Source organism: Mycobacterium sp. PO1 (genome assembly GCF_017312405.1).
Classification (GTDB): domain Bacteria; phylum Actinomycetota; class Actinomycetes; order Mycobacteriales; family Mycobacteriaceae; genus Mycobacterium.
This window is the reverse complement of the sequence record NZ_BLTG01000014.1, coordinates 41201-66165: the sequence shown is the minus strand read 5'-3', so window position 1 is coordinate 66165 and position 24965 is coordinate 41201. Positions and strand designations below refer to the sequence as shown.

The window sequence follows — 24965 nt, the reverse complement described above, 5'->3', positions numbered from 1 at the left end:
GGGCCATGATCGGCGCCGGGTGGGTGACGCAGGTCGTACCCGGGCTGGCCAACTTCCGCGGCTACCCCCGTACCGCGGTGCGCGGCGACGTCCTGGGCGGTCTGACGGTGTCGGCCTATCTGGTGCCGCAAGCCCTCGCCTATGCCACCCTCGCCGGGCTCGCTCCCGTTGCCGGTTTGTGGGCCGCATTGCCTCCGTTGGTGATCTACGCGTTTCTGGGCTCGTCGCGCCAGCTGTCCATCGGTCCCGAGTCCACCACCGCGCTGATGACGGCAGCGGTGCTGGTGCCGGTGGTGGGTTCCGCCGACCCCGGCCGTTACGCCGCACACGCCGCGACGTTGGCGCTTCTGGTCGGGGTGATCTGCGTCGTCGCCGGGCTGCTCCGGCTGGGTTTCCTGGCGAACCTGCTCTCCCGGCCGGTGCTGGTCGGATATCTGGCCGGCATCGCCGCGATGATGGTGGCCAGCCAGCTGGGCCGGCTGACCGGTGTGACGGTCTCCGGCGACTCGGTCATCGAGCAGGTGCGCACCTTCGTGACCGTGGTGCCCGAGTTGCACTGGCCCACAGTGGCGCTCACCGCGGCGGTGCTGGCGGTGATCTTCGCGCTCGACTCTCGCGCGCCGCGCCTTCCCGGCCCGTTGATCGGCATCCTCGCGGCGACCGCCGCGGTCGCGCTGTTCGCGGGGTCCCGCAACGGCGCCGACGTAGTCGACGTCGTCGGCGCGATCCCGGCAGGACTGCCCGTTCCGGACTGGCCTGCGTTGTCCGGCGAGATGCTCGGCGACCTCGTCGTCCCCGCACTGGGGATCGCCGTCGTGGCGTTCTCCGACAACGTGCTGACCGCGCGGGCCTTCGCCTCGCGCCGAGGTGAGGACATCGACCCCCATGCCGAGCTGCGTGCGCTGGGGGTGTGCAACCTCGTCGCCGGGATGTTCCGGGGATTCCCGATCAGCTCGAGTGGCAGCCGTACCGCGCTCGCCGACGCCGCAGGGGCCCGCACCCAGGTCTACTCGCTGGTGGTGCTCGGGGTGCTCGCCACCGCGCTGGTCTTCGGGGGAGGCGTCATGGCCGCCATCCCGTCCGCCGCGCTGGGAGCGCTGGTCGTCTTCGCCGCCACGAAGCTGGTCGACGTCGCCGAGTTCGGCCGGCTGGCCCGCTTCCGCCGCAGTGAGTTGGTGATCGCACTGGCCACCACCGCGGCGGTGGTCGTCTTCGGGGTGCTCAACGGCGTGCTGGTCGCGATCGGGTTGTCGGTGGCAGACCTGTTGCGCCGGCTGGCGCACGCCCACGACAGCGTCCAGGGCCTGGTGCCCGGCCTGCCGGGAATGCACGACGTCGACGACTATCCGGCGGCGACGGTGGTGCCCGGACTGCTGGTCTACCGCTATGACGCGCCGCTGTTCTTCGCCAACGCCGCCGACTTCCGTCGCCGCGCCCTGGCGGCGATCGAGGACTCGCCACGACCCGTGCGCTGGTTCCTGCTCAACGCGGAATCCAATGTCGAGGTGGACCTGACCGCTCTGGACGCGCTGGAACAGCTGCGAACCGAGTGCGAGCGCCGCGGCATCGTGTTCGCGATGGCGAGAGTGAAACAGGATCTGCGCGACGCGCTCGCCGCGGCGGGGCTTCTCGACCGCATCGGGCCCGACCTGATCTTCATGACGCTGCCCACCGCGGTCGAGGCGTATCGCCAGGCCCACCCCGACTGCGGGTGACCACGGCTGGGTTTGTCGTGCCGGGACCGCTGGTCAGCGGATTTTGGGCCCGGACGCTCTCGGAGTAGCATGGACCAACGGTGCGGCTACCGCGCCGACTTCTTTGCGTGCCCTGTCGGGAATTCCCGGGAATTCTCCAGATCCGGCCCACGTTTTCAAGTCGGACCGAAGGCTGTGCTGACCAGGCCGATGAGGCTGAGCAGGCCAACAAGCCGATACGAAACGAAAGCAAGGATCGCTACAGAGTATGGCCAAGAAAGACGGTGCCATAGAGGTCGAGGGCCGTGTTGTCGAACCTCTGCCCAATGCGATGTTCCGCATTGAGCTGGAGAACGGACACAAGGTCCTCGCCCACATCAGCGGAAAGATGCGGCAGCACTACATCCGCATCCTCCCGGAGGACCGCGTCGTGGTGGAGTTGTCTCCCTACGACCTGTCCCGCGGCCGCATCGTGTACCGCTACAAGTGACGATCGCTCGCGCGAGGGATCGACAACCGAGCGCACGCGTCCGTCGCACACGCACAACCACCCCGACCGAAGCAAGAGAAGGATCGAACGAGCCGTGAAGGTGAACCCGAGCGTCAAGCCGATCTGCGACAAGTGCAGGGTGATCCGCCGGCATGGGCGGGTCATGGTGATCTGCTCCGATCCCCGCCACAAGCAGCGGCAGGGCTAGACAGCAGACCAGCTGAGCAGCACCCACAACTGAATGCAGAAATCCCAGCACCACTGAGGGCATAGGGCCCTCGACACACGTCCGGCACGGAGGCCGGACCCCACACGGGGAACGGGCTGGGACAAGACCTCCGCAGAGAACGAGGAATGGCACACATGGCCCGACTAATGGGCGTTGACCTCCCGCGCGACAAGCGCATGGAGGTCGCACTGACCTACATCTACGGCGTCGGCCGCACCCGGTCGCAGGAGATCCTGGACGCCACCGGCATCAGCCGCGAACTGCGCACCAAAGACCTCACCGACGACCAGGTGACCCAGCTGCGCGACTACATCGAGGGCAACCTCAAGGTGGAGGGTGACCTGCGCCGCGAGGTGCAGGCCGACATCCGTCGCAAGATCGAGATCGGCTGCTACCAGGGCCTGCGGCACCGCCGCGGCCTGCCGGTGCGCGGCCAGCGGACCAAGACCAACGCGCGCACCCGCAAGGGTCCCAAGCGCACCATCGCCGGCAAGAAGAAGGCCAGGTAATCAGACATGCCACCACAGAAGAAGGCCGCGGGTACCGCCGGTAAGCGGGGTAAGACCACCCGCCGCAGGGAAAAGAAGAACGTCCCGCACGGCGCCGCGCACATCAAGAGCACGTTCAACAACACGATCGTCTCGATCACCGACCCGCAGGGCAACGTCATCGCCTGGGCGTCGTCGGGGCACGTCGGCTTCAAGGGGTCGCGCAAGTCGACACCGTTCGCCGCGCAGCTGGCCGCCGAGAACGCGGCCCGCAAGGCGCAGGAGCACGGCGTGAAGAAGGTCGACGTCTTCGTCAAGGGCCCGGGTTCGGGCCGCGAGACCGCGATCCGTTCGTTGCAGGCCGCCGGTCTCGAGGTCGGCGCAATTTCCGATGTCACCCCGCAGCCGCACAACGGCTGCCGTCCGCCCAAGCGGCGCCGGGTCTAGGGAAGAGGAGTTAGAAACACATGGCTCGTTACACCGGACCCGTCACCCGCAAGTCGCGCCGCCTCGGCGTCGACCTCGTCGGTGGAGATCAGTCCTTCGAGAAGCGCCCTTACCCGCCCGGCCAGCACGGCCGTGCGCGGATCAAGGAGAGCGAGTACCGCCAGCAGCTGCAGGAGAAGCAGAAGGCCCGCTTCACCTACGGCGTGATGGAGAAGCAGTTCCGTCGCTACTACGAGGAGGCCAACCGCCTCCCCGGCAAGACCGGTGACAACCTGCTGCGCATCCTGGAGAGCCGGCTCGACAACGTCGTCTACCGTGCCGGCCTGGCCCGGACCCGCCGGATGGCGCGTCAGCTGGTCAGCCACGGCCACTTCACCGTCAACGGCGTGAAGGTCGACATCCCCAGCTACCGGGTCGCGCAGTACGACATCATCGACATCAAGGACAAGTCGATCAACACCCTGCCCTTCGAGGTCGCCCGCCAGACCGCCGGCGAGCGTCCCATCCCGGGCTGGCTGCAGGTCGTCGGCGAGCGTCAGCGCATCCTCGTGCACCAGCTGCCCGAGCGCGCGCAGATCGATGTTCCGCTCACCGAGCAGCTGATCGTCGAGCTCTACTCGAAGTAGCGCTCACTGTTCCGGGGCGGCATCCGCCGCCCCGGAAACACCTAACGGCATCAAATAGCGGTTGCCGAGAAGGAGAAGAGAAACACCATGCTGATCTCTCAGCGTCCCACCCTCAGCGAAGAGACCGTCGCCGAGAACCGCTCGCAGTTCGTCATCGAGCCCCTCGAGCCGGGATTCGGTTACACCCTGGGCAACTCGCTGCGGCGCACGTTGCTGTCGTCGATCCCGGGCGCAGCCGTCACCAGCATCCGCATCGACGGCGTGCTGCACGAATTCACCACCGTCCCCGGGGTGAAGGAAGACGTCACCGACATCATCCTGAACCTCAAGAGCCTGGTGGTGTCCTCCGAGGAGGACGAGCCGGTCACCATGTACCTGCGCAAGCAGGGACCCGGTGAGGTCACCGCGGGCGACATCGTCCCGCCGGCCGGTGTCACCGTGCACAACCCGGACATGCACATCGCCACCCTCAACGACAAGGGCAAGCTCGAGGTCGAGCTCGTCGTCGAGCGCGGCCGCGGCTACGTGCCTGCCGTGCAGAACAAGGCTTCCGGCGCCGAGATCGGCCGTATCCCGGTCGATTCCATCTACTCGCCGGTGCTCAAGGTCACCTACAAGGTCGAGGCGACCCGCGTCGAGCAGCGCACCGACTTCGACAAGCTGATCCTCGACGTCGAGACCAAGAACTCGATCAGCCCGCGCGACGCGCTCGCCTCGGCGGGTAAGACGCTGGTCGAATTGTTCGGTCTGGCACGGGAACTCAACACCGAGGCCGAGGGCATCGAGATCGGTCCGTCACCGGCCGAGGCCGACCACATCGCCAGCTTCGCGCTGCCGATCGACGACCTCGACCTGACCGTGCGCTCGTACAACTGCCTCAAGCGCGAGGGTGTGCACACCGTGGGCGAGCTCGTGGCCCGCACGGAGTCCGACCTGCTGGACATCCGCAACTTCGGCCAGAAGTCGATCGACGAGGTGAAGATCAAGCTGCACCAGCTGGGTCTGTCGCTCAAGGACAGCCCGGCCAGCTTCGACCCGTCCGAGGTCGCCGGCTACGACGTCGCCACCGGCACGTGGAACAGCGACGCCGGCTACGACTCGGGCTACGAGGCCGACGACAACCAGGACTACGCCGAGACCGAACAGCTCTAGGCGCGAAACCGAACAGCTCTGAGCCCACCGGCTCTGAAGAAAAACCGTCCCGGTCCTACCTGATACGGGGGCCGGCCCCATTTAGGAGATAGTCGCAATGCCCAAACCCACCAAGGGTCCTCGCCTCGGCGGGTCGTCCTCGCACCAGAAGGCGCTGCTGGCCAACCTGGCCACGTCGCTGTTCGAGCACGGCCGCATCAAGACCACCGAGCCGAAGGCCCGGGCGCTGCGGCCGTATGCGGAAAAGCTCATCACCCACGCCAAGAAGGGCACGCTGCACAACCGGCGTGAGGTGATGAAGAAGATCCGCGACAAGGACGTCGTGCACATCCTGTTCGCCGAGATCGGTCCGTTCTACGCGGATCGCAACGGCGGCTACACCCGCATCGTCAAGGTCGAGAACCGCAAGGGCGACAACGCCCCGATGGCGGTCATCGAACTGGTGCGGGAGAAGACGGTGACGTCGGAGGCCGACCGGGCCCGCCGGAGCCGCTCCGGCGGCGACATCGAGTCGGGCTCAGCCGGCGCCCAGAAGGTCGCCGCCGCCGCTGCGCCGCAGGCTGCTGTCGAGCCGGAAGCCGCCGAGGGGCCGACCACAGAGGACGAGTCGGTCGAGGAGACGGTGGACGAGATCAAGGCCGAGGACGCCGCGATCGAGGAGGCGCAGGCCTCCGAGGCCGAGGCCGTCGCGACGGAAGAGGCCGCCGAGGCAGCCGACGAGGATGACAAGAAGTCCTAGCGATTCTGCTGTGAACAAGCCCGCCATCGACACCGGTGGCGGGCTTGTTCCGTTTCCCTCCTCGCGTGCGGGGTCTCCCTTTTCCTCCTCGCGTGCGGGTGCTCCTCCTTCGTCGAGTGACGAGACCCGTCTGCGTCTCGACATCGCTTACGACGGAACGGACTTCGCCGGCTGGGCGACGCAGGCCGGGCAGCGCACGGTGGCCGGAGTGCTCGACGAGGCCCTGTCGACGATCTTCCGGGTGCCGGTCGTCACCAGAGCGGCGGGACGCACCGACGCCGGCGTGCACGCCGCCGGCCAGGTCGCCCATGCCGATATCCCGTCGACAGTGGTGTCGCACGCCTATCCGCGGACGGTGCGTGCCGGTGAAGCCGAGTTCGGGCCGCTGGTGCGCCGCCTCGCCCGGATGTTGCCCGAGGACCTCCGGGTGCGGGACATCACTCGCGCCGCGACCGGATTCGATGCACGGTTCTCGGCGCTGCGGCGTCACTACGTCTACCGTCTGACGACGGCGCGGTACGGCGCCGATCCGCACGAGGCGCGGTTCGTGACCCCCTGGCCGCGTCCGCTGGACGTGGCCGCGATGGCTGACGCCTCCACCGCGCTGCTGGGCCTGCACGACTTCGCCGCGTTCTGTCGGCACCGCGACGGGGCGACGACGATTCGGGAGCTGCAGCGGCTGGACGTGACCGCCGACGGCGACCGGGTGAGCGTGCAGGTCAGCGCCGACGCGTTCTGCTGGAACATGGTCCGTTCACTGGTCGGAGCGTTGCTCGCGGTGGGGGAGCAGCGCCGCGACTCCCGATGGTGTGCGCGACTGCTGACCGCGACGGCGAGGTCCAGTGACTTCGCGGCCGCCCCGGCCCGGGGCCTGACCCTGGTGTCGGTGGATTACCCGCCCGACGCCGAACTGGCCGAGCGCAACCGGGTCACCCGGGACATGCGCACGTCCGACGAGGTCGGCTGACCGCTCAGAGCCGGCCCGCGACGAAGTCGGCGGCCTGGTTGACCATGCCGGCGTTGATGTAGGCCGGAGCGAGGTGGTCAGCCCAGTAGTCCTGCCAGTTCTCCGGATCGGTGGGGTTGCAGATCGGGTCGTCGCCGTGACACAGCTCGATGGTCCGGTCACTGTAGAGCGGATTGAAGTTGGAGATCGGCCCGACCCAGGCGATGCCGTTGCCGAACAACGCCACCGCGGCGATGTGCCGGTCGGCCCCGGCCGGCAGCGGGTTGCGGAATCCGAACGCTGCGATCGGCACGGCGAGGACCACGTCGGTGACGGCCGCGCCCAACGAGTAGCCGCCGAGCACCAGCCGGGTGTCCGAGCAGTTGTCCATCATGTACTGGATGCGCCGGCTCATGTCGTTGGCGCCGATGTCGATCTCGGTGTCGGCGGGATAATTGACCGAATACAGGTCGATGTCCATGCCGGTCTTCTGCCGCAGCGCACCGATCAACGCGCTGCCGATCTGCCCGGCGCCCGCCGGTTCGACGCGGCCCCGCGCGAAGATCAGTTCGGCCTGCGGGCAGGACTGGGCCGCGGCACCGGGGGCCAACGCCACGACGGCCGGCATCAGCACGGTCAGTACGAGGAACAGGGCTCGGCATCGCCGGGCCAGAGCAACGATCACCTGCCCGATATTAACGGCGAAGGTGAAAGCGGGCAGGCGGTCAGACCCTTCCCGCGACGAAGCCCGCCGCCGGTCCGATGAACTCGGGGGTCTCATAGCGGGTGTGGGCGAACGGGTTGCGGCCGTCCGAGCAGATCGGGTCGCCGTCGGCGCACAGGTCGATGGCCTTGCCCGCGAACGAGCCCGTGGCCGAGACCGGATTGCCGAACTTGGTCGCCGGGTTGCCGAACACCGCCACCGCCGCGACGTTGCCGTTCAGGCTGCCCGCCAACGGGGGCGCCGAGCCGATAGTGCCGATGCGGTTGCCCAGCGGAGGCACCCCGGCGAGCATGTCGACCACCGCGGCACCTTGGGAGTAGCCGCCGAGCACGATGCGGGTGCCGGGGCACTGCTGGGCCATCAGCGCAATGCGGTTCTCGGCATCGGTGGCGCCGCCCGCGGCGTTGAGGAAGTCATACGTCGCCGGATAGTTCACTCCGTAGGTGCCGACGGTGCGCCCGCCGAGCTGTGCGCGCAGCGAATCTGCCAGCGCCTGCCCGACTCGTCCGACCCCTGGCGCTTCGCTGGTCCCGCGCGCGAACACCACCTCGACGTCCGGGCAGGGCTGCGCGGACGCCGTGGCAGGCGAGAGGACTGTCGCCGCCACCGGGAACACCGCGGCGGCGGTCGCCGCCAGGACGCGGCGGACGAATCGGTGGGAAAGCACAAGACACCGTAGCGTATGCCGGTCAGACGTCCGAAGTCAGACGAGACCGGCGACGAACGACGCAGCCTCGTTGGTCAGTCCGCTGGACACGTAGGCGCTGTGGGCCGGGACGCTGTCACCGTCCGAGCACACCGGGTCGCCGACCGTGCACAGGTCGATCGCCCGCGTTCCCCAGACCGGGCTGGCTGTCATCGGCAGGCCGACCTTCGCGGTCGGGTTACCGAACACGGCGACAGCCGCGACGAAGTCGGGAGCGTTGGGCGGCAGTGGGTTGGTGAACCCGACCGCGGGGAACGGCACGGCGGCGATGATGTCGATGACCGCCGCACCCTGCGAGTAGCCGCCGAGCACCATCCGGGTGCCGGGGCAGTTGGCCATCATGAACTGGACCTGCCTGCTGGCGTCGTTGGCCCCACCGGCCGCGGCGAGGAAGTCGAAGCTGGCCGGATAGTTGACCGCGTACGCGTTGACCGACCGACCGCCGACCTTGCCGCGCAGCGAGTCGACGAACGCTGCGCCGACGCGGCCCAGGCCGGGTGTGTCGTCGGTGCCGCGCGCGAAGATCACCTCGATGTCGGGACAGCCCTGGGCCTGCGCCGTGGTGGCGCCCGGGCCGAGGACGACGGCGGTGGCCGCGACGAGCGCCGCGGCGCACACCGACATCAGCCGGGTGATCGGTCGGGTGGGCCGGGCATCAAGATCGGAGGTCACCCTCGCGATGATAGCTAGCCGGGCTATCGGCCGCCCGTACTAGCGCAACGCCTCCGGGGCTGCGGGCGCATCGGGCCACGTCACCGTGTCGTCGAGACCCAACGCCTCGCCGCGGTCGCCCGCCCGCGCGAGCGCGAGTCCGGCCAACACGATGGCGCCGCCGATGGCCTGGGTGCCGGTGATCGCCTCGCCGAGCAGCAGCCAGGCGGCGAGCACGGCGAACATCACCTCGGAGAGCCCGACCAGGGAGGCGAAGCGAGGCTGCAGCTTGGCGATGCCGACGATGCCCAGGGTGTAGGCGATCGCGGTGGGAATCAGCCCCAGGGCGACGACCGGCACGATCCACGACGTGGTCATTCCGGCGATCACGGCGTCGTTGGCGGCGAAGGCCAGCGGCATCACCCCCGTGGCCCCCAGCGCGGCGACCGCCGCCGCGCCGACGACGAGGCCGGCGGCGGCCAGCGTGATCGGGTGCAGCGGCGCCGCGTCCCCGGCGCCGGGCTTGGCGGTCCGCGAGGTGTCCGACCAGAGGAAGTAGCACGCCGCGCACACCGCGGCGGCCAACCCGAACCCGACGCCGACGAGGTTGATGTCGGCACCGGAAACCCCGTTCGGCCCGACGACGCCGAGCACCAGCATGATGCCCGCGACGGCGAGGACCACACCGCCCAGTGTCAGGTTGGTGGGGCGCCGACGCGTGGTGGCCCACAGCCAACCGACCACCAGGATCGGCGCGGTGTACTCGAGAAGCAGCGCCACGCCGACCGACAGGTGGGCCACGGCGTTGTAGTAGAACAGCTGGGCGCCGGCGATGGGCACCAACCCGTAGAGCACCACGGTGCGGGCATGGGCCCGCGCCTCGGTGAGCCATCCCGGCCGCACGAACGAGGCGAACACGGCCATGGCCAGCGCGCCGCCGGCCAGCCGGGCGGTGACGGCACCGGTGGGGCTCCACCCGGCTTCCATCAGTGATTTCGCGAACGGTCCGGACGATCCGAAGGCGAGCGCGGAGCCGATGGCGAAGAGTAGACCCATCTGGAACTGGTGCGCCTGGGTGGCGCCGGCGCGCGGCGAGGACTGCGTCAGATCGGCGGCCATGGTTCCACCTCCAGAGAAAGGCCAGGTAGCCCGCCTACGCGGGCTGGATGTAAGGAGTAAAATGAGCTTCGGTCATGACAGTACTGGCGGAGGAGGTCATGAGTCAAATGCTTTTCAATCATGACACCGAGCACACGCTGCGCGCCGTGGCTGTCCTGATCAACAGCGACCGGGTCGACGGTGAACGGCTGGGCGATCTCGCCGCGCTCGACGAGTATCTCGACAGCTTCGGCTGGACGGGCCGGCGCGACCACGACGCTGCCGAGTTGGCTGCCGTCCACCGGCTGCGTGACCGGCTCGGCCGGATCTGGGAGGCCGCCGACGACGAGGCCCGCGCCGTCGGGGGAGTGAACGCGCTGCTCTCCGACACCCGGGCGGCGCCGTGGTTGACCCGCCATCCCGAGATGCCCGAGTGGCACCTGCACCTGGCGTCGATCCACGATCCGCTGTGGCAACGGATGGGTGCCGAGATGGCGATGGCGCTGGCGGACCTGATCCGGTCGGGGGAGCTGCGCCGCCTCAAGATCTGTGCCGCCCCCGACTGTGAAGCGGTGCTGGTCGACCTGTCACGCAACCGGTCCGGCAAGTTCTGCGACACGGGCAACTGCGGCAACCGCCAACATGTCGCCGCCTACCGGGAGCGCCGCTCCAACAAGTGATCTGAGCCCGCCCCGGCCGTGGTTACGCTCACCAAGGGGCTCATGAGACGACAACCGACCACACGGCTACAGATCAGCGGACACCGGTTCCTGATGCGGCGCACCGCACATGCGCTGGTGCGCGGCGACGCCCGGATGCTCGACGATCCGCTTGCCGCTCAGTCGATCTCGTTGGTCATCGGGGCGGTGCTCGCGGTGGTGGCCGTCGCGGTCGCGGCCGTGCCGGCATTCCTACGACCGGCCGGGGATCTCGGCGACGCACCGATAATGCTGGTCCGGGACAGCGGCGCGTTGTACGTGCGCATCGACGACCGCGTGCACCCGGTGTTCAACCTCGCCTCGGCCCGGTTGATCATCGGTTCCCCTGCAGAACCCCGGATCGTCTCGCAGCAGGCGGTCGACCGCGCATTGCGTGGACCCATGGTCGGCGTTCCCGGCGCCCCACCGCACGTTGCGCCGCCGGTGGCCGACGGTCGGTGGACGGTGTGCGATGACGCCCGTTCCGAGCTCACCACCGTCATCGCCGGAGCAGCGCCCCGGGACCTGACCGAGGGGCGCAGCGTGTTGGTCACCGCGCGCGGCGAACCCGCCGCCCCCACCTACCTGCTGTACGGCGCCTGGCGCGCACGTGTCGACCTGCGCCATCCCGCCGTGGTTCGCGCCCTGCGGCTCGACGGACTCGTGCCGCAGCCGGTGTCCCCGCTGCTGCTGGCTGCCATTCCGGAGGCACCGGCGATCGTGCCGCCACACATCCCCTCCGGTCGCTCCGCGCTGCCGGGCATGGCGGCCGGCACCGTGCTGAGGGTGCCCGGCGCTACGCCCGCCTCCGACGAGCTGTTCGTCGTCCTCGCCGGCGGCGTCCAGCGCGTCGGGCAGGTCGCCGCCGATCTCATCCGCTACACCGACGCCCGGGCGGCCCGGGAGATCCCTGCCGTGGGCGCCGACCGCATCGGTGCCCTGCCGGTGGTCGACAGCTTGCCCGTCACCACCTTTCCACAGCGTGCCGGTGTCAGCGCCGATCCCGTCGTGTGTGCGCGCTGGGACGCCGACGCCGAACCGCACACTGCGCTGCTCACAGGTGCCGAGCCGGCGGCAGGCCACACCTCGCTGCCTCTCGCACAAGCCGATGGTGGCGGTCCGGCGCTGGACGCGGTGGCGATCCCGGCGGGTCATGGCAGCTATGTCCGTTCCGTCGGACTCAGCGGCGACGCACACCAAGCCGGACCCACGTTCCTCGTCAGCGACGCCGGGGTGCGATACGGCGTCCCCGACGCCGACGCCGCGGCGGCACTGGGTCTGCCCGACCCGCCGGTGCCCGCCCCCTGGCCGGTGCTGGCTGCGCTGCCCGCCGGACCGGACCTCAGCCGGGCGGCGGCCTCAGTCGCCCGGGACGGGGTCGCGGCGTCGCCGTGACCGGGCACCCGCGGCGACGGCCACGCTGAGCGCCACGCAGATTACCGCTGCCCGCAGCGCGGTATCCCGGGCGCCGGTATCGGTGACCGGCGCCGCCGGTGTGAGGGTGAGGGGCTCTGTCGACGGCGTCGGGCGCGGCGATGATCCGCCGCTGACCGCTGCCAGCGCGTCGACCAGGCCGTGGCCCACCTCGGCGTTCCAGCCGGCGCCGGGATGGCGTGCGGTGTCCTCGATACGGCGCATGACCTGGCGTGCGGTCAGTTCGGGAAAGCGGGCCCGCACCAGCGCGGCGACCGCGCTCACCGTCGGTGCGGCGTAACTCGTGCCCGTGACCCGCACCGTGTCCTCACCGGCCGCGGCCAGCGACACGATGTCCTCGCCGGGCGCGGCGACGTCGACCCACGGCCCGGCAAGCGTGAACGGCGAGGCGACGCCGCCCGGCCCGACCGAGGCGACGGTCAGCACGAAGTCGTCGTACCAGGCCGGGCTCGCCACGACGGCGACGTCGGCCCAGTCGCTCGAGGCGTCCGGGTTGCCTGCCGGGCACTGACCCGGCCCGTCGGTGTTGCCGGCCGCGGTCACCACGACGACGTTCTTGACGTCGACGGCGTACGCGAGCGCAGCGCCGAGCGCGCGGTCGTCGAGGCCGGCGCCGGCCGGCAGGCAGGCCACCGATGAGATGTTGATGACGGTCGCACCCAGGTCGGCGGCGGTCCGCACCGCGGCTGCCAGCGTGGCCACATCGCCGTAACCCGAACCGGCCGGATCGGTGTCGGCCCGGAACTTGTTGCTGGACTGGCGGATCGCCATGATCGAGACATCTGGGGCGATGCCGGTGAACCCGTTCCCGGTGGGGTCGGGCGCCGCCCCGATGATCGCGGCGACCGCGGTGCCGTGCCCGTCGCAATCGTCGGTGCCGTCACCGCTCGAGACGTAGTCGCCGCCGGCGCGCAGGTGCGGCAGACGTCGGTGCCGGGCCACCCCGGTGTCGATCACGGCGACGGTCTGGCCCGCTCCTCTGGTCAACGCCCACACCGCGCGCAGATCCTGTCCGGCGACCTGGCCCGGCCGGCCGCCGGTGTCCGACGCCGTCGGATCGGCGGTGACACAGTCGCCGAACCGGGTGGTGGGCTGCGGCGGACCCGGCGGAGCCGGTGCCGGCAGGAGATTCTCGTCCACCGGCGGCGGGGTGACCGCGGACGCGGAGGGTGGGGCCCACACCGCGGCGGCGACCAGCGTCGCGGCGGCCAGAGTCCTGGGCGACCTCACGGCAAGCCCAGGTTGCGCGCTACGTCATACAGGCCGCCCGCCCACGCCGCCAGCGGCACCACCGCCGCCGCGGACAGATAGTCCAGCACGTTGACCGACTGACGCAGAACAGGATTGGCGATCTCATCCCCACGGCGCACACCGATGACAGCCAGGCCCGCTGCCCCGGTGACCCCGGCGATCCAGTACGCCTGCGCCGGTGCGGTGACCGCTGCGCCCGCGAGGGCGGTCGCCAGCGCGGCCATTGCGGCGAAGCCCAACGCGATACGGCGTCGGCCGTCGGAGTGCACACGCTGGCGCAGCGACAACACCAGTCCGATGTCGACCGCGAGCAGCACCGCCGCGAGGCGCACGGGAAGCGTCGCCTCCGGGGACCGCGCGGCGTCGAGCGCGACCAGGGCGACAGCCAGGGCCGCGGTCCCCGCCGAACCGGTGACCACACTGGTCAACAGCCGGTGCGCATCCGCCGATCGCTTCTCGTCGACCACGCTGTGGGAAGGGCCGATTCCGGCAACGGTGATGGCGAGTTTGGGCGCCACCGACAACACGACCACCGCGGTGACCGCCAGCAGCGAGCCCGCCACCGCAATCCTCGGCGAGCTCAGCGTGCACACTGCCGCAACCGCCACCACGCCGGCGGCAGCGGTGACGACCGCACCGAGGGCGACACTGTCGCGACATGCGCTGCGCGCCATCGACGTCGACATCACCAGTGCCGCCGAGGCGGTCAGCAGCAGCGCTGCCGGCGCAGGTGGATCCGGGACGGCCAGGAATCCCGCGGCGGCGGCGAATGCCACTGCGGCAAGGCCGGCAGGCGTCGTCGCCGCGTGTGCGGTTCGTCGCACGGCCAGGGCGGCCGCCGAGCTGGACAGCGCCAGTACCGCCGCGACCCACAAGGGGCCCGGGGCCGGCGTCTGCGCCCCCGACCATGCCAGGGTCGCTGCGGCGGCCAGGCATCCCGTCAGGCCGACCCAGGACCCGGCGCGGCTCCAGCCGGTGGTGGAACCGTCCGCGGCGGTGAGTACTGCGGCACACCCGTCGCCGGGAACCCGTTGAGGCGTCGGCGGTTCGGTCGTCGACAGGAGGATCAGCTCGCCGTCGGCGATGCCGCTCTCGTGCAGGGTCAGCGACGGGTCCAGGCGCTGGCCGGCCAATCGGGACGCGTACCACCCCAGCGGTGGCGATGCCGAGCTGGGGCCGCCGGGTTCGGCGGGCCCGACGACGGCGTCGACGATCTCGGGCATCATCGAGCCCAGCGGACAACCGGTGGGCAGCATCAGATCGGCCTGCGACCATCCGCGCGGCCCGGCGGCGTGAACGGTCACCCGGCGCAACGTATCCGTCACGGCATCAACGTAACTCGGGTGCAACCCGGCGTCGCGCAGATCTTCGTCCGCCTGTGGATGGAACCCGCTAATGCCTCGATGCGTCTATTCAGATGATGGAGCACACCGAAACGCCGCGGTCCCGGCCGCCGCCAGGCCAACTCGTGATCGACCCTCCGCCGGAGGTGCCGCGGACACCACCACCCAACCCGATGGCCAGACTGCTGCCGGTCGTGATGATCGTCGCCGTCGCGGGTATGAGCGCGGTGTATCTGACCTCGGGTGCACCGCGCAGCCCGACCTTCCTGCTCTTCCCGGTCATGATGGCCGTGTCCCTCGTCGGCACCCTCGTCTACGGTGCCAGGGGAGCGGGCCGGGGCGCCGAGATCAATGCCCAGCGGGCCGAATACCTGCGCTACCTCGACACCGTGCACGCCACACTGGCGGAGTCGGCCGACCAGGAACACCGCCGCCTGCATCGGGCCCACCCGGAACCCGCGGCGCTCTGGAACCTGGCCGGTGGCGACCGGATGTGGGAGCGGGGCCCGGCGCACCCCGATCACCTGACCGCCCGGATCGGGGTGGGCGAGGGGCCTTGCGCCACCACCGTGGTGGCGCCGCGGACCCCGCCTGCCGGCGCGGCCGACCCCGTCACCGTCGCCGCGGTGCACGAGCTGGTGCGTCGGTGGTCGCTGAGCAGGGGTGTTCCGGTCCTGTTGCGGCTGAACGACAGCCGGAGCATGTCGGTCGAGGGTGAGCCGGCGGCGGCACGATCGGTCGCGCGTGCGCTGCTGTGCCAGTTGGCGATGCTGCACGCACCCCACGATCTCGGTGTCACCGCCCTGCTCGACGACGCGGCGGCGCCGCACTGGGACTGGCTGAAATGGTTGCCGCACACCCGCGACCCCGATGCGGCGTCACACCGGGTGCTCCTCGTCGACGGTGCAGCGGAGCCGCCGGCCGCGCCGGGCTGCACCGTTGTCGTCCTGCATGCCACAGAGCCGGCGGCCGCGCCGACGATCCGCGTCGACGGGGTGGTGTACCAGGTGGCGCTCGACGTGCTGGCGTTACCCGACGCCACCGCCTGCGCGCGGCGGATCGCCGGGAGTGCCGATGCGGCCCCGGGCCGGCAGGCGGGGGCGGGTCGGGCGCCGGACTGGCCGGCGCTGATGGGCATCGAGGATCCGGCGGGGATCGACGTGGACCAGGTGTGGGGCGCGAGGTTGACCGCGCCGATCGGAGTGGCCGCCGACGGCGCGCCGCTGCATCTCGACATCAAGGAGGCCGCCGCAGGAGGCATGGGGCCGCACGGACTGTGTGTCGGCGCCACCGGATCCGGCAAGTCGGAATTCCTGCGGACACTGGCCCTGGGCATGATCGCCGCCCACTCACCCGAGTCCCTCAACCTCGTGTTGATCGACTTCAAAGGTGGCGCAACATTTCTGGGGATGGACACCGTCCAACACGTCTCCGCTGTCATCACCAACCTCGCCGACGAGGCGCCACTGGTGGCCAGGATGCGCGACGCACTGACCGGGGAGATCAATCGGCGCCAGGAACTCCTTCGGGCGGCCGGCAACGCCACCGACATCGGCCAGTACCAGCGAATGTGGGAGCGCGATCGGTCCATGGCGGCGCTGCCTGCACTGTTCATCGTCGTCGACGAATTCTCCGAACTGCTCAGCCAGCATCCCGACTTCATCGACGTGTTCGTCGCGATCGGGCGGCTGGGCCGCTCGTTGGGCATGCACCTGCTGCTCGCCAGCCAGCGCCTCGACGAGGGCAGGTTGCGCGGACTGGAGACCCACCTGTCCTACCGGATCTGCCTGAAGACGTTCTCGGCCGCAGAATCCCGGGCGGTCATCGGTATCGCCGACGCCCACCACCTGCCACCGGATCCCGGAGCCGGCTATCTCAAGACCGCCGACGGCCGGCTGACCCGGTTCCACACCGCGTTCGTCTCCGGTCCGCACCTGTCCGTGGTTCGTCGAGAGGGGCCTGTCGCGGTGCGGCGGTTCACCCTGGCCGACACCGCGTCACCTCCCGCCCCGGCATCGGCCAACTCGTCGCGGCCGCTGCTGGAGGTGGTGCTGCACGCGCTGGCCGGACGCGGACCGGCCGCGCACCGCATCTGGTTGCCGCCGCTGCATCGGGCGCCGCCACTACCGGCGCTGCTGGCCGCGACCCCCGCCGCGCCCCTGCGGGCGCCCGTCGGCATCGTCGACTCCCCGTTCGAGCAGCGATACGATCCGCTGCTCGTCGACGTGTCCGGGGCGACCGGTCATGTCGCCGTTGTCGGTGCGCCGCGCTCGGGCAAGTCGACGGCGCTCGCGACGGTGATCACCGCGCTGGCCGCGACCCACGATGCGGCTCAGATGCAGTTCTACTGCCTCGATTTCGGCGGGGGCGCGCTGGGCGCGGTGGCAGGGCTGCCGCACGTCGGCTCGGTCGCCACCCGCGCCGAGGCCGACCTGTGCCGGCGCACCGTCGCGGTGCTGGAATCCCTGCTGCGAGCGCGGGAATCGGCGATGCGCAGGCTCGGCCTCACGTCGTTCGCCGAGTACCGCCGCCGCGCCGCGGCCGAGCCGGACAGTGTCGACGACCCCTACGGCGACGTGTTCCTCGTGGTCGACGGCTGGGCGGTGCTGCGCCAGGAGTTCGACGGCCTCGACTCGGCGATCACCGCAATCGCCGCACAGGGGTTGGCCTTCGGCGTGCACGTCATGCTCTCGACGGCGCGCTGGGCGGATTTCCGCCCGGCGCTCAAAGACCAGATCGGCACCCGGATCGAGCTCAGGCTGGGTGACCCGGCCGATTCGGAGATGGACCGGCGGCGCGCCCGCGAACTCACCACCCGACCGCCCGGACGCGGCCTGACCCGCGACGGAAAGGAGATGCTGCTCGCCCTGCCCGACGCAACCGCGGTGCGCCGACCGTCCGACACCGGCCGGGCCCGGCCCGTCGAGGTGCTGCCGGCGCTGATTCCCCACCACCGGATCGACCGCCGCGGCGACGTGGTGCTCGGTCTCGGTGAACGTGAGCTCGCGCCCATCACCATAGATTTCGACCGACACCCACATCTGCTGGTCCTCGGTGACGGTGAATGCGGCAAGACCGCGGCGCTGCGGCTGCTGTGCACCGAACTGATCCGCACCGCAGAGCCCAGCAGCGCACGCATCGAGCTCGTGGACTATCGGCGCACCCTGCTCGGCGTCGTCGAAACCGCCCATCTCGGCGGCTATTCGGTGTCAGGGCCGGCGCTGTCGGCCCGCATGGCGACGCTGTCTGCCCAGCTGGACGCTCGGATGCCGGACGAGACCGTCACCCAACAGCAGCTCAGGGACCGGTCCTGGTGGGACGGGCCGGACATCTTCGTCGTCGTCGACGACTACGACCTCGTCGCCGGCGCCACCGGCAACCCGCTGACGCCGCTGGCCGACTACCTGCCCCACGCCAAGGACCTCGGGCTGCATCTGATCGTCGCGCGCCGCTCCGGCGGCGCCGCGCGGGCGATGTTCGATCCCGTCCTGGCCCGGCTGCGCGACATGGGCTGCTCGGGGTTGATGATGAGCGCCGGCCCCGACGAGGGTGTGTTGCTCGGCTCCACCCGGCCCACGCTGCAACCGCCGGGCCGTGGCACCTTGCTGGTCCGGGGCCGAGCCGACGAACTGATCCAGCTCGGCTGGGTGCCGCCACCGTGACGGCGGTGATCGAGGTCGGTCCGGTGACGGTGAGAGGTCCGGGAGCTGCTGCACCGCAACGGAGCCGACAGGCCGTCGACTGTATCGACGACACGACCACGCTGCTGGACGATCGACCGCTGCCGGTGGGCAGGCTCTGGTGCGACGTGCTCGGCGCCGCAGCCGCCGGGAGCGGGGGACCTCTGGCGGTGGTGGTGCCCACCTGGTGGCCGGTTGCGCGGGTCGAGGTGCTCACCGCGGCCGCCCGAAGTCTCGGTGCCGCGGTCACGGTGGTGCGACGGGCCGCGCTTCTCGGCGGGGACGCCCGCGCCACCGTGGTCGAACTGAGCAGCGAGCTCGTCGTGATCGCCGCTCCCGGAGTGTCGCCCACGGTGCTTCGCCGCGACGACGAGGCTCTGGTCGATCTTCTGGCGGGTGCGAACGAGGTGATCGTCGATGTCCCCGCGGCCGTGGCACCGCCGGCCCCGGCGGTCACCGCACGCCTTCGCGCCGGGGGCGCACCCGTGTCCTTCACCGACCGTGCCCGGGTGGCAGCGGCCGCCGAACGGTCGTGCACCGTCGCGCCCCGGCCGGTGCCGGCGGCGTGGTGTCGTCGACGTCTGCCGGCGCTGTTCGCCGGGGCGGCTGTCACCGTGGCGACCGGGGCGGTTCTGGCGCATGGGCCGGCGGAACAGGTTGACGCGACAGCGATTCTGGTGGAGGGTCGCGCCGCCGTGCGGGTGCCCGCCGACTGGGTCGCCGAGCGCCTCACCGACGGCCCCGGCTCGGCTCGGGTACGCGTCGGTCCGCCTGGTGGGTCGACGGCGCTGCACGTCACTCAGTCCGATGGTCCCACCGCGCAGCCGGTGGGCGAGTCGCTCAGACGCGCCCTTGAAGCCGAGCCGCCCGGCGTGTTCTCCGATTTCGACGCCGGCGCCCGAGTCGCGGGCAGACCGGCGGTCACCTACCGCGAGCACCGGGCCGGAACCGAAATCACCTGGGCCGTCGTCGTCGACGGCACGCTGCGTATCGCGATCGGCTGCCAGAGCGCCGCCGGACACCGCGACGCCGTCGCCGGGCCCTGTCTGGAGGCGGTGCGGTCCGCGCGGGCGGTGCGGTGAAAGTTTTCGTCGACGGCACGGAACCGAACGGGCGCCTCGGCGCGTCCAATCTCATAGATCACCCGCCCGAACCCGGAAGGATCGCGATGCCGACCCCGCCACCGCCCCCGCAATCTGCAGGATCTGCCCTCACCACCGACTTCGACCTGATGCTGGCGGTCGCCGGGAAGACCGACGCCCGCAACGACGAGATCCGCGCGATGCTGCAGTCGTTCGTCGCCGCGATGAGCAGTGTGCCGCCCTCGGTGTGGGGCGGGGTCGCGGCCACCCGGTTCCGTGAGGTCATGGAGCGCTGGAACGGCGAGTCGCTGAAACTGCACGCCGCGCTGCAACGGATCGCCGAGACGATCCGGGACAACGAGCGCATCCTGCGGACCACCACCGACGGCCACGCCGACCGCATCGGCTCCGTCGCCGCCACGATCTGAGGAGCCCACATCCATGAACGCCACACTGTCCTACGACTTCGGTGAGATCGAGTACACCGTGCGCCAGGAGATCCACGCCACCTCTGCCCGGCTGAACGCGGCACTGGATGACCTGCGCGCTCAGATCGCGCCGCTGCAGGCGACCTGGAGTCGCGAAGCGGCCGAGGCCTACCGCGTCGAACAGGCCCGGTGGGAGCAGGCCGCCGCGGCGCTCAACGACATCCTGATCAGCCTCGGCAACGCGGTCCGCGACGGCGCCGACGACGTCGCCGCCACCGACCGCAGCGCCGCCCGAGCCTGGGGCGGGTGATCGCCGCCCCACCAGAGTCTGCGCGGCCTCGGCACGGAGGGGAGCCGGCCGGGGCCGCGCAGTACACCCTCAGACGCGTCTCGTGCGCTACCCTGGCGCCAGGTGTGATGACCGGCACAGTGCCCGTTGCTGCTGCCAGGTCCACCGCGAGGAGCGTGAACGGCGGGTGACAACTCCGAAAGCATCGCGCGGACGGGCGACGACCCGCCCGTCGTCTTCTGCGCTGCGTACGGTCCACGAATTGTTCGTCGCCGGCGAGGTCGACGCCAACTTCCTGAACACGAATTCGGTGCGGCCCGTCGTCGCACAGAGCTGGCAGCGCAGCCTGGCCGGCGGGGTCGATCCAGACCTGGACGGCGCCCGCGCGGCCGCGGCCGTCGCCGCGGTCGAACGACTGCGCGAGACGCACCCGCTGGCGCCCGCACTGCCCGTCATCCGGCGGCTGCTGGTCGCCGACGCCGCCGACTCCGGCGTCGTCGTGGCGGTCAGCGCCGCCGACGGCACTCTGCTGTGGGTCGAAGGGGACCCGGCCGCATGCCGCAAGGCCGAGGCGATGAACTTCGTGCCCGGCGCCGACTGGAGCGAGCGCGGCGCAGGTACCAACGCGCCCGGTACCGCCCTCACCCTGGATCGCGAGATGCAGATCCGCGGTTCCGAACACTTCTCCCGCGTCGTGCAGCCGTGGAGTTGCACCGCGGCGCCGGTGCACGACCCGAGCACCGGCGCGCTGCTGGGCGCCATCGACCTGACCGGCGGCAACCAGGTGGCCACCACCCAGACCCTGGCGCTGGTGCGCGCCACCGCGGTCGCCGTCGAGAACCATCTGGCGCTGCTGCGGGTGTCGGGTATCTCCGGGATCTCGGCCGAACCGGCTGCCCGCAAACCGCATCTGGTCGTCCTGGGCGGCGACCGCCCCCGCTGGGTCACCACCGACAGCTACGGCCATCTGCGGGCGGCCAGCCTGACCGGCCGGCACGCCGACATCCTGGTTCTGCTCAGCCGGCACCCCGAGGGTCTGTCGGCCGATCACCTGGCGGTGCTGCTCGACGACAAGAGCCTCGACGTCGTCACCGTGCGCGCCGAGATGTCGCGGCTGCGCAAGGTCGTCGGTGCCGAGAACCTCGGGTCACGGCCCTACCGGCTGCTCGCCCCCATCACCAGCGACATCGGCGAGGTGTTCGCCGCCCTCGACGCCGGTGACGTCGAGACCGCGCTGACGCGCTACCCCGGCCCGCTGCTCACCCATTCGGTGTCGCCGGCCATCGGCCGGCTGCGCACCCAGCTGTCGACCACGCTGCGGGAAGCGGTGCTCGCCGAACACGCCCAGGGGCGCAGCAGCCCGCTGCGTCGCTGGCTCGAGCTTCCGGAGGGACGCGACGACCGCGACGGCTGGCAGGCGCTGCGAGACAGCGCCGGCCTCACCGCGGTGGCCCGTGCCCAGGCCGGCGGCCATCTGGCCGGCCTGGACTTCGAGCTCGGCTGACCAAACCTGAGCAACAGAAACGATCCCCAGCTCAGCGGCCATGCCAAGGCGAGTTGTCAGCGGCGCCCGCGCTTCCGACCATGAGTCCATGGACTACCGGAGCTACGCACAGTTCCTGCCCGCCCGCTACGTGAACAATCTCGCGCCACCGACCAGCACCTGGTGGCAGTGGCGCGGCACCCGGGTGCACATCTCCAGAGCGCCGGCGCCCGGAGCCGACGTGCGCATGATGCTCATCCACGGCGGCGGTGGGTACGGCGGGGCACTGTGGCCCGTCGCGGCGGTCGCCGCGGGCAGCGATGTCGACGGGGCCGACGTGCTCGCCCCGGACCTGCCGTTGTACGGGGACACCGTCGTGGCGCAGCCCGCGCGGGTGCGCTATCCGGACTGGGTGGCGCTGTTGACCGATCTGGTGACCGCCGAGCGCGCCGCCGACCCGCGCCCGCTGATCCTGTTCGGCGCCAGCATGGGCGGCATGCTCGCCTACGAGGTGGCCGCGCGGACGGGTCAGGTGGCCGCCGTGGTGGCGACCTGCCTGCTCGACGTGGCCGACCCTGCCGCGCGGGCCGCGGCCACCCGCTACCCGTTCCTGGGCCGGTCCGCGCCCGCTGTGCTGCGTGCGCTCGACCCGGCCCTGGGCCGTGTTCGGGTCCCGATCCGTTGGCTGGCCGACATGACCCAGATGAGCAACGACCCCGCGCTCTCCCGCCAGTGTGCGGCCGATCCCCGCGGCGGCGGGGCCAGCGTGCCGCTGGGCTTCGTGTCCAGTTGGATGAACTTCCGGCACACCGCTGCTGAAGATTTCACCGCCGCGCCCGTCACCCTGGTCGCGCCCACCGCCGACACCTGGACTCCGCCGGAGCTGAGCATCCGTTTCCTGCAGCGCATTTCGGCGCCCACCAGTCTGGTGCGGCTGGAGAACTGCGGGCACTACCCGATCGAGGAGCCCGGGCTGGGCCAGCTGCGCGAGGCGATGCTCACACTCCGCGGCCAGGTGGCGGCACAAGCTGGTTGACGGTCGCCATCAGGGCGTCGATGTCGAAGCCGTGCCGGGTCATCACCCGGTGCAGGTGCGCGTCGACGGTGTGCACCACCGTGCGCGCGGCCCGCTGCGGGTCGTCGCCACCGCGGTCGCAGCGCTTCAGATGAAACGCCACCTCGTCGCAGATCCGGTCCTCGAGCGCCTGCACGGTGGCCAGCTCGTCGAGCCCGCGCGGTGCCAGCCGGTGCACCAGCGCGTGCAGCCGCGGCCGGTCGGCGTGCTCGGCGACGACGGCGTCGAGGAGTGTGCGCAGGGTCGTGTCGAACGGGGGAGCGTCGGCGCGCAGTTGCGCGAACACCTCGGTCAGCCGGCGATCGGCGTCGTTCAGGTGCTTCTCGGCCACCGCGCGCAACAACGCCAGCTTGTCGGGGAAGTACTGGTAGAGAGTGCCGATCGAGAACCCGGCGCGCTCGGCGATGCGGTTGGTCGTCGCGCCCGCACCCTCCCGGGAGAACACCGCAGCGGCGGCTTCCACCAGCATGTCGACCGTGTCGCGGGAGCGCTTCTGGCGGGCACGGCGGCGAGGTGTGTTGCTCGGTGGGGCGATGCCCGGAATTGTCCTCGCTTTCCGCTCCACGATGCAACCGTGCTGCAACGGTTCCGCGCGTAGGTTGAGTGACGCACCACACACGAGCAGGAGACTCACCATGACTGTGTACGCCCGACCCGGGACGGACGGCTCGTTGATGTCGTTCAAGGCCCGCTACGACAACTTCATCGGCGGTCAGTGGGTACCGCCGAACGCCGGTCGCTACTTCGAGAACCCGACACCGGTCACCGGACAGCCGTTCTGCGAGATCCCGCGATCGGACGAAACCGACGTCGAGAAGGCCCTCGACGCCGCCCACGCCGCGGCGCCGGCCTGGGGTAAGACCGCCGCCGCCGAGCGCGCGCTGATCCTGAACAAGATCGCCGACCGCATGGAGGAGAACCTCGAGTCGATCGCGCTGGCCGAGTCCTGGGACAACGGCAAGCCGATCCGCGAGACGCTGAACGCCGACATCCCGTTGGCCGTCGACCACTTCCGGTATTTCGCCGGCGCGATCCGCGCGCAGGAGGGCTCGCTGTCGGAGATCGACGACGACACCGTCGCCTACCACTTCCACGAGCCGCTCGGTGTGGTCGGACAGATCATCCCGTGGAACTTCCCGATCCTGATGGCGACGTGGAAGCTGGCGCCGGCGCTGGCCGCGGGCAACGCGGTGGTACTCAAGCCCGCCGAGCAGACGCCCGCCTCGATCCTGTACCTGTTCGAGCTGATCGGTGATCTGCTGCCCGCCGGTGTCGTCAACATCGTCAACGGGTTCGGCGTCGAGGCGGGTAAGCCGCTGGCCTCGAGCAACCGGATCGCCAAGATCGCGTTCACCGGTGAGACCACCACCGGCCGGCTGATCATGCAGTACGCGTCGCAGAACCTGATCCCGGTGACGCTGGAGCTCGGCGGCAAGAGCCCGAACATCTTCTTCAACGACGTGATGGCCGCGGCCGACAACTATCAGGACAAGGCGCTCGAGGGCTTCACGATGTTCGCCCTGAACCAGGGTGAGGTGTGCACCTGCCCGTCGCGCTCGTTGATCCAGGCCGACATCTACGACGAGTTCCTGGCGCTGGCGGCGATCCGCACCAAGGCGGTGCGCCAGGGCGACCCGCTGGACACCGAGACGATGATCGGCGCGCAGGCGTCCAACGACCAGCTCGAGAAGATCTTGTCCTACATCGAGATCGGCAAGAGCGAAGGCGCGCAGGTGGTCACCGGCGGCGAGCGGGCCCAGCTCGGGGGTGAACTCAACGGCGGCTACTACGTCGCGCCGACGATCTTCACCGGCAACAACAAGATGCGGGTGTTCCAGGAGGAGATCTTCGGACCGGTGGTCGCGGTCACGTCCTTCACCGACTATGACGACGCGATCAGCATCGCCAACGACACGCTCTACGGCCTGGGCGCCGGGGTGTGGAGCCGCGACGGCAACACCGCCTACCGGGCCGGCCGGGACATCAAGGCCGGCCGGGTGTGGACGAACTGCTATCACCAGTACCCGGCGCACGCCGCGTTCGGTGGCTACAAGCAGTCCGGCATCGGCCGCGAGAACCACAAGATGATGCTCGACCACTACCAGCAGACCAAGAACCTGCTGGTCAGCTACAGCGATCAGGCCCTCGGGTTCTTCTGATCTCCTGGACGCAAACTCGCACGGATTTCCCTCGATCCGTGCGAGTTTGTGTT

25 protein-coding genes are annotated in these 24965 nt (G+C 70.5%); 18 read left to right on the top strand and 7 right to left on the bottom strand.

Annotated elements, in window-relative coordinates:
- Positions 1 to 5: 5 nt before the first annotated feature.
- From J3476_RS06010 to truA, 9 genes are all read left to right on the top strand, one after another.
- Positions 6 to 1715 (top strand): SulP family inorganic anion transporter, encoded by a 1710-nt coding sequence (locus tag J3476_RS06010; RefSeq protein ID WP_207065586.1) that lies wholly within the window; start codon positions 6 to 8, stop codon positions 1713 to 1715.
- A gap of 247 nt (positions 1716 to 1962) precedes the next feature.
- Positions 1963 to 2184 carry a translation initiation factor IF-1 gene (gene infA, locus J3476_RS06005; protein ID WP_003418601.1) on the top strand — a complete coding sequence of 74 codons (222 nt, stop codon included), beginning with the start codon at positions 1963 to 1965 and terminating at the stop codon, positions 2182 to 2184.
- 94 nt (positions 2185 to 2278) lie between these two features.
- Positions 2279 to 2392 carry a 50S ribosomal protein L36 gene (rpmJ, locus tag J3476_RS06000; RefSeq protein ID WP_003879483.1) on the top strand — a complete coding sequence of 38 codons (114 nt, stop codon included), beginning with the start codon at positions 2279 to 2281 and terminating at the stop codon, positions 2390 to 2392.
- Between the two features lie 155 nt (positions 2393 to 2547).
- Positions 2548 to 2922, top strand: coding sequence for a 30S ribosomal protein S13 (gene rpsM, locus J3476_RS05995; protein ID WP_152515773.1), 375 nt, complete (start codon positions 2548 to 2550; stop codon positions 2920 to 2922).
- 6 nt (positions 2923 to 2928) lie between these two features.
- Positions 2929 to 3348, top strand: a complete 420-nt coding sequence (rpsK, locus tag J3476_RS05990) for a 30S ribosomal protein S11 (protein ID WP_152515774.1) — start codon at positions 2929 to 2931, stop codon at positions 3346 to 3348.
- A gap of 20 nt (positions 3349 to 3368) precedes the next feature.
- Positions 3369 to 3974, top strand: coding sequence for a 30S ribosomal protein S4 (gene rpsD / locus J3476_RS05985; RefSeq protein ID WP_152515775.1), 606 nt, complete (start codon positions 3369 to 3371; stop codon positions 3972 to 3974).
- Between the two features lie 87 nt (positions 3975 to 4061).
- Positions 4062 to 5126 (top strand): DNA-directed RNA polymerase subunit alpha, encoded by a 1065-nt coding sequence (locus J3476_RS05980; protein ID WP_207065585.1) that lies wholly within the window; start codon positions 4062 to 4064, stop codon positions 5124 to 5126.
- Positions 5127 to 5223: 97 nt separating this feature from the next.
- Entirely contained in the window at positions 5224 to 5865 is a 642-nt protein-coding gene (gene rplQ / locus J3476_RS05975; RefSeq protein ID WP_207065584.1) for a 50S ribosomal protein L17, read from the top strand.
- 10 nt (positions 5866 to 5875) lie between these two features.
- Entirely contained in the window at positions 5876 to 6832 is a 957-nt protein-coding gene (truA, locus tag J3476_RS05970; protein WP_373889032.1) for a tRNA pseudouridine(38-40) synthase TruA, read from the top strand.
- 4 nt (positions 6833 to 6836) lie between these two features.
- Here truA and J3476_RS05965 read toward each other — a convergent pair whose 3' ends face one another.
- The 4 genes from J3476_RS05965 to J3476_RS05950 form a co-directional block, all read right to left on the bottom strand.
- Positions 6837 to 7439, bottom strand: coding sequence for a cutinase family protein (locus J3476_RS05965; protein ID WP_207065638.1), 603 nt, complete (start codon positions 7437 to 7439; stop codon positions 6837 to 6839).
- A 97-nt stretch (positions 7440 to 7536) separates the two neighbouring features.
- Positions 7537 to 8202 (bottom strand): cutinase family protein, encoded by a 666-nt coding sequence (locus tag J3476_RS05960; RefSeq protein ID WP_286182644.1) that lies wholly within the window; start codon positions 8200 to 8202, stop codon positions 7537 to 7539.
- Positions 8203 to 8238: 36 nt separating this feature from the next.
- Positions 8239 to 8865, bottom strand: a complete 627-nt coding sequence (locus J3476_RS05955; protein WP_207065636.1) for a cutinase family protein — start codon at positions 8863 to 8865, stop codon at positions 8239 to 8241.
- Positions 8866 to 8952: 87 nt separating this feature from the next.
- A complete protein-coding gene (locus J3476_RS05950; protein ID WP_207065582.1) occupies positions 8953 to 10011 on the bottom strand; it encodes a DMT family transporter in 1059 nt (352 codons plus the stop codon).
- Positions 10012 to 10118: 107 nt separating this feature from the next.
- Between J3476_RS05950 and J3476_RS05945 the strand changes: the two genes are divergently transcribed.
- Positions 10119 to 10670: a CGNR zinc finger domain-containing protein gene (locus J3476_RS05945; protein ID WP_207065635.1), complete on the top strand. Its 552-nt coding sequence runs from the start codon at positions 10119 to 10121 to the stop codon at positions 10668 to 10670.
- 42 nt (positions 10671 to 10712) lie between these two features.
- Positions 10713 to 12083 (top strand): type VII secretion protein EccB, encoded by a 1371-nt coding sequence (gene eccB, locus J3476_RS05940; RefSeq protein WP_207065581.1) that lies wholly within the window; start codon positions 10713 to 10715, stop codon positions 12081 to 12083.
- On the opposite strand, the gene mycP is transcribed toward eccB, so the two are convergent.
- Together mycP and eccD are read right to left on the bottom strand one after the other, a co-directional pair.
- Positions 12048 to 13352, bottom strand: a complete 1305-nt coding sequence (gene mycP / locus J3476_RS05935; RefSeq protein WP_286182642.1) for a type VII secretion-associated serine protease mycosin — start codon at positions 13350 to 13352, stop codon at positions 12048 to 12050. The two genes, eccB and mycP, sit on opposite strands and share 36 nt — an antisense overlap.
- Positions 13349 to 14698: a type VII secretion integral membrane protein EccD gene (gene eccD / locus J3476_RS05930; protein WP_207065580.1), complete on the bottom strand. Its 1350-nt coding sequence runs from the start codon at positions 14696 to 14698 to the stop codon at positions 13349 to 13351. The genes mycP and eccD overlap by 4 nt, the downstream gene beginning before the upstream one ends.
- 95 nt (positions 14699 to 14793) lie before the next feature.
- Between eccD and eccCb the strand changes: the two genes are divergently transcribed.
- The 6 genes from eccCb (at position 14794) to J3476_RS05900 (ending at position 22714) form a co-directional block, all read left to right on the top strand.
- Positions 14794 to 18378 carry a type VII secretion protein EccCb gene (gene eccCb, locus J3476_RS05925; protein ID WP_207065579.1) on the top strand — a complete coding sequence of 1195 codons (3585 nt, stop codon included), beginning with the start codon at positions 14794 to 14796 and terminating at the stop codon, positions 18376 to 18378.
- Complete coding sequence (locus tag J3476_RS05920; RefSeq protein WP_207065578.1) at positions 18375 to 19478, top strand: type VII secretion-associated protein; 1104 nt, start codon at positions 18375 to 18377, stop codon at positions 19476 to 19478. The genes eccCb and J3476_RS05920 overlap by 4 nt, the downstream gene beginning before the upstream one ends.
- An 86-nt stretch (positions 19479 to 19564) precedes the next feature.
- Complete coding sequence (locus J3476_RS05915; protein WP_207065577.1) at positions 19565 to 19906, top strand: WXG100 family type VII secretion target; 342 nt, start codon at positions 19565 to 19567, stop codon at positions 19904 to 19906.
- A 13-nt stretch (positions 19907 to 19919) separates the two neighbouring features.
- The gene (locus tag J3476_RS05910) at positions 19920 to 20216 is read left to right on the top strand and encodes a WXG100 family type VII secretion target (protein ID WP_207065576.1); all 297 of its coding nucleotides are present in this window, start codon (positions 19920 to 19922) and stop codon (positions 20214 to 20216) included.
- Between the two features lie 166 nt (positions 20217 to 20382).
- The gene (locus J3476_RS05905; protein ID WP_207065575.1) at positions 20383 to 21699 is read left to right on the top strand and encodes a helix-turn-helix domain-containing protein; all 1317 of its coding nucleotides are present in this window, start codon (positions 20383 to 20385) and stop codon (positions 21697 to 21699) included.
- An 88-nt stretch (positions 21700 to 21787) separates the two neighbouring features.
- Positions 21788 to 22714: an alpha/beta hydrolase gene (locus tag J3476_RS05900; protein WP_207065574.1), complete on the top strand. Its 927-nt coding sequence runs from the start codon at positions 21788 to 21790 to the stop codon at positions 22712 to 22714.
- Here J3476_RS05900 and J3476_RS05895 read toward each other — a convergent pair.
- Positions 22677 to 23222, bottom strand: a complete 546-nt coding sequence (locus J3476_RS05895) for a TetR/AcrR family transcriptional regulator (RefSeq protein ID WP_286182657.1) — start codon at positions 23220 to 23222, stop codon at positions 22677 to 22679. The genes J3476_RS05900 and J3476_RS05895 overlap by 38 nt on opposite strands.
- Positions 23223 to 23388: 166 nt before the next feature.
- On the opposite strand from J3476_RS05895, the gene adh reads away from it, so the two are divergent.
- Positions 23389 to 24912 (top strand): aldehyde dehydrogenase, encoded by a 1524-nt coding sequence (adh, locus tag J3476_RS05890; RefSeq protein ID WP_207065572.1) that lies wholly within the window; start codon positions 23389 to 23391, stop codon positions 24910 to 24912.
- Positions 24913 to 24965 lie beyond the last annotated feature (53 nt).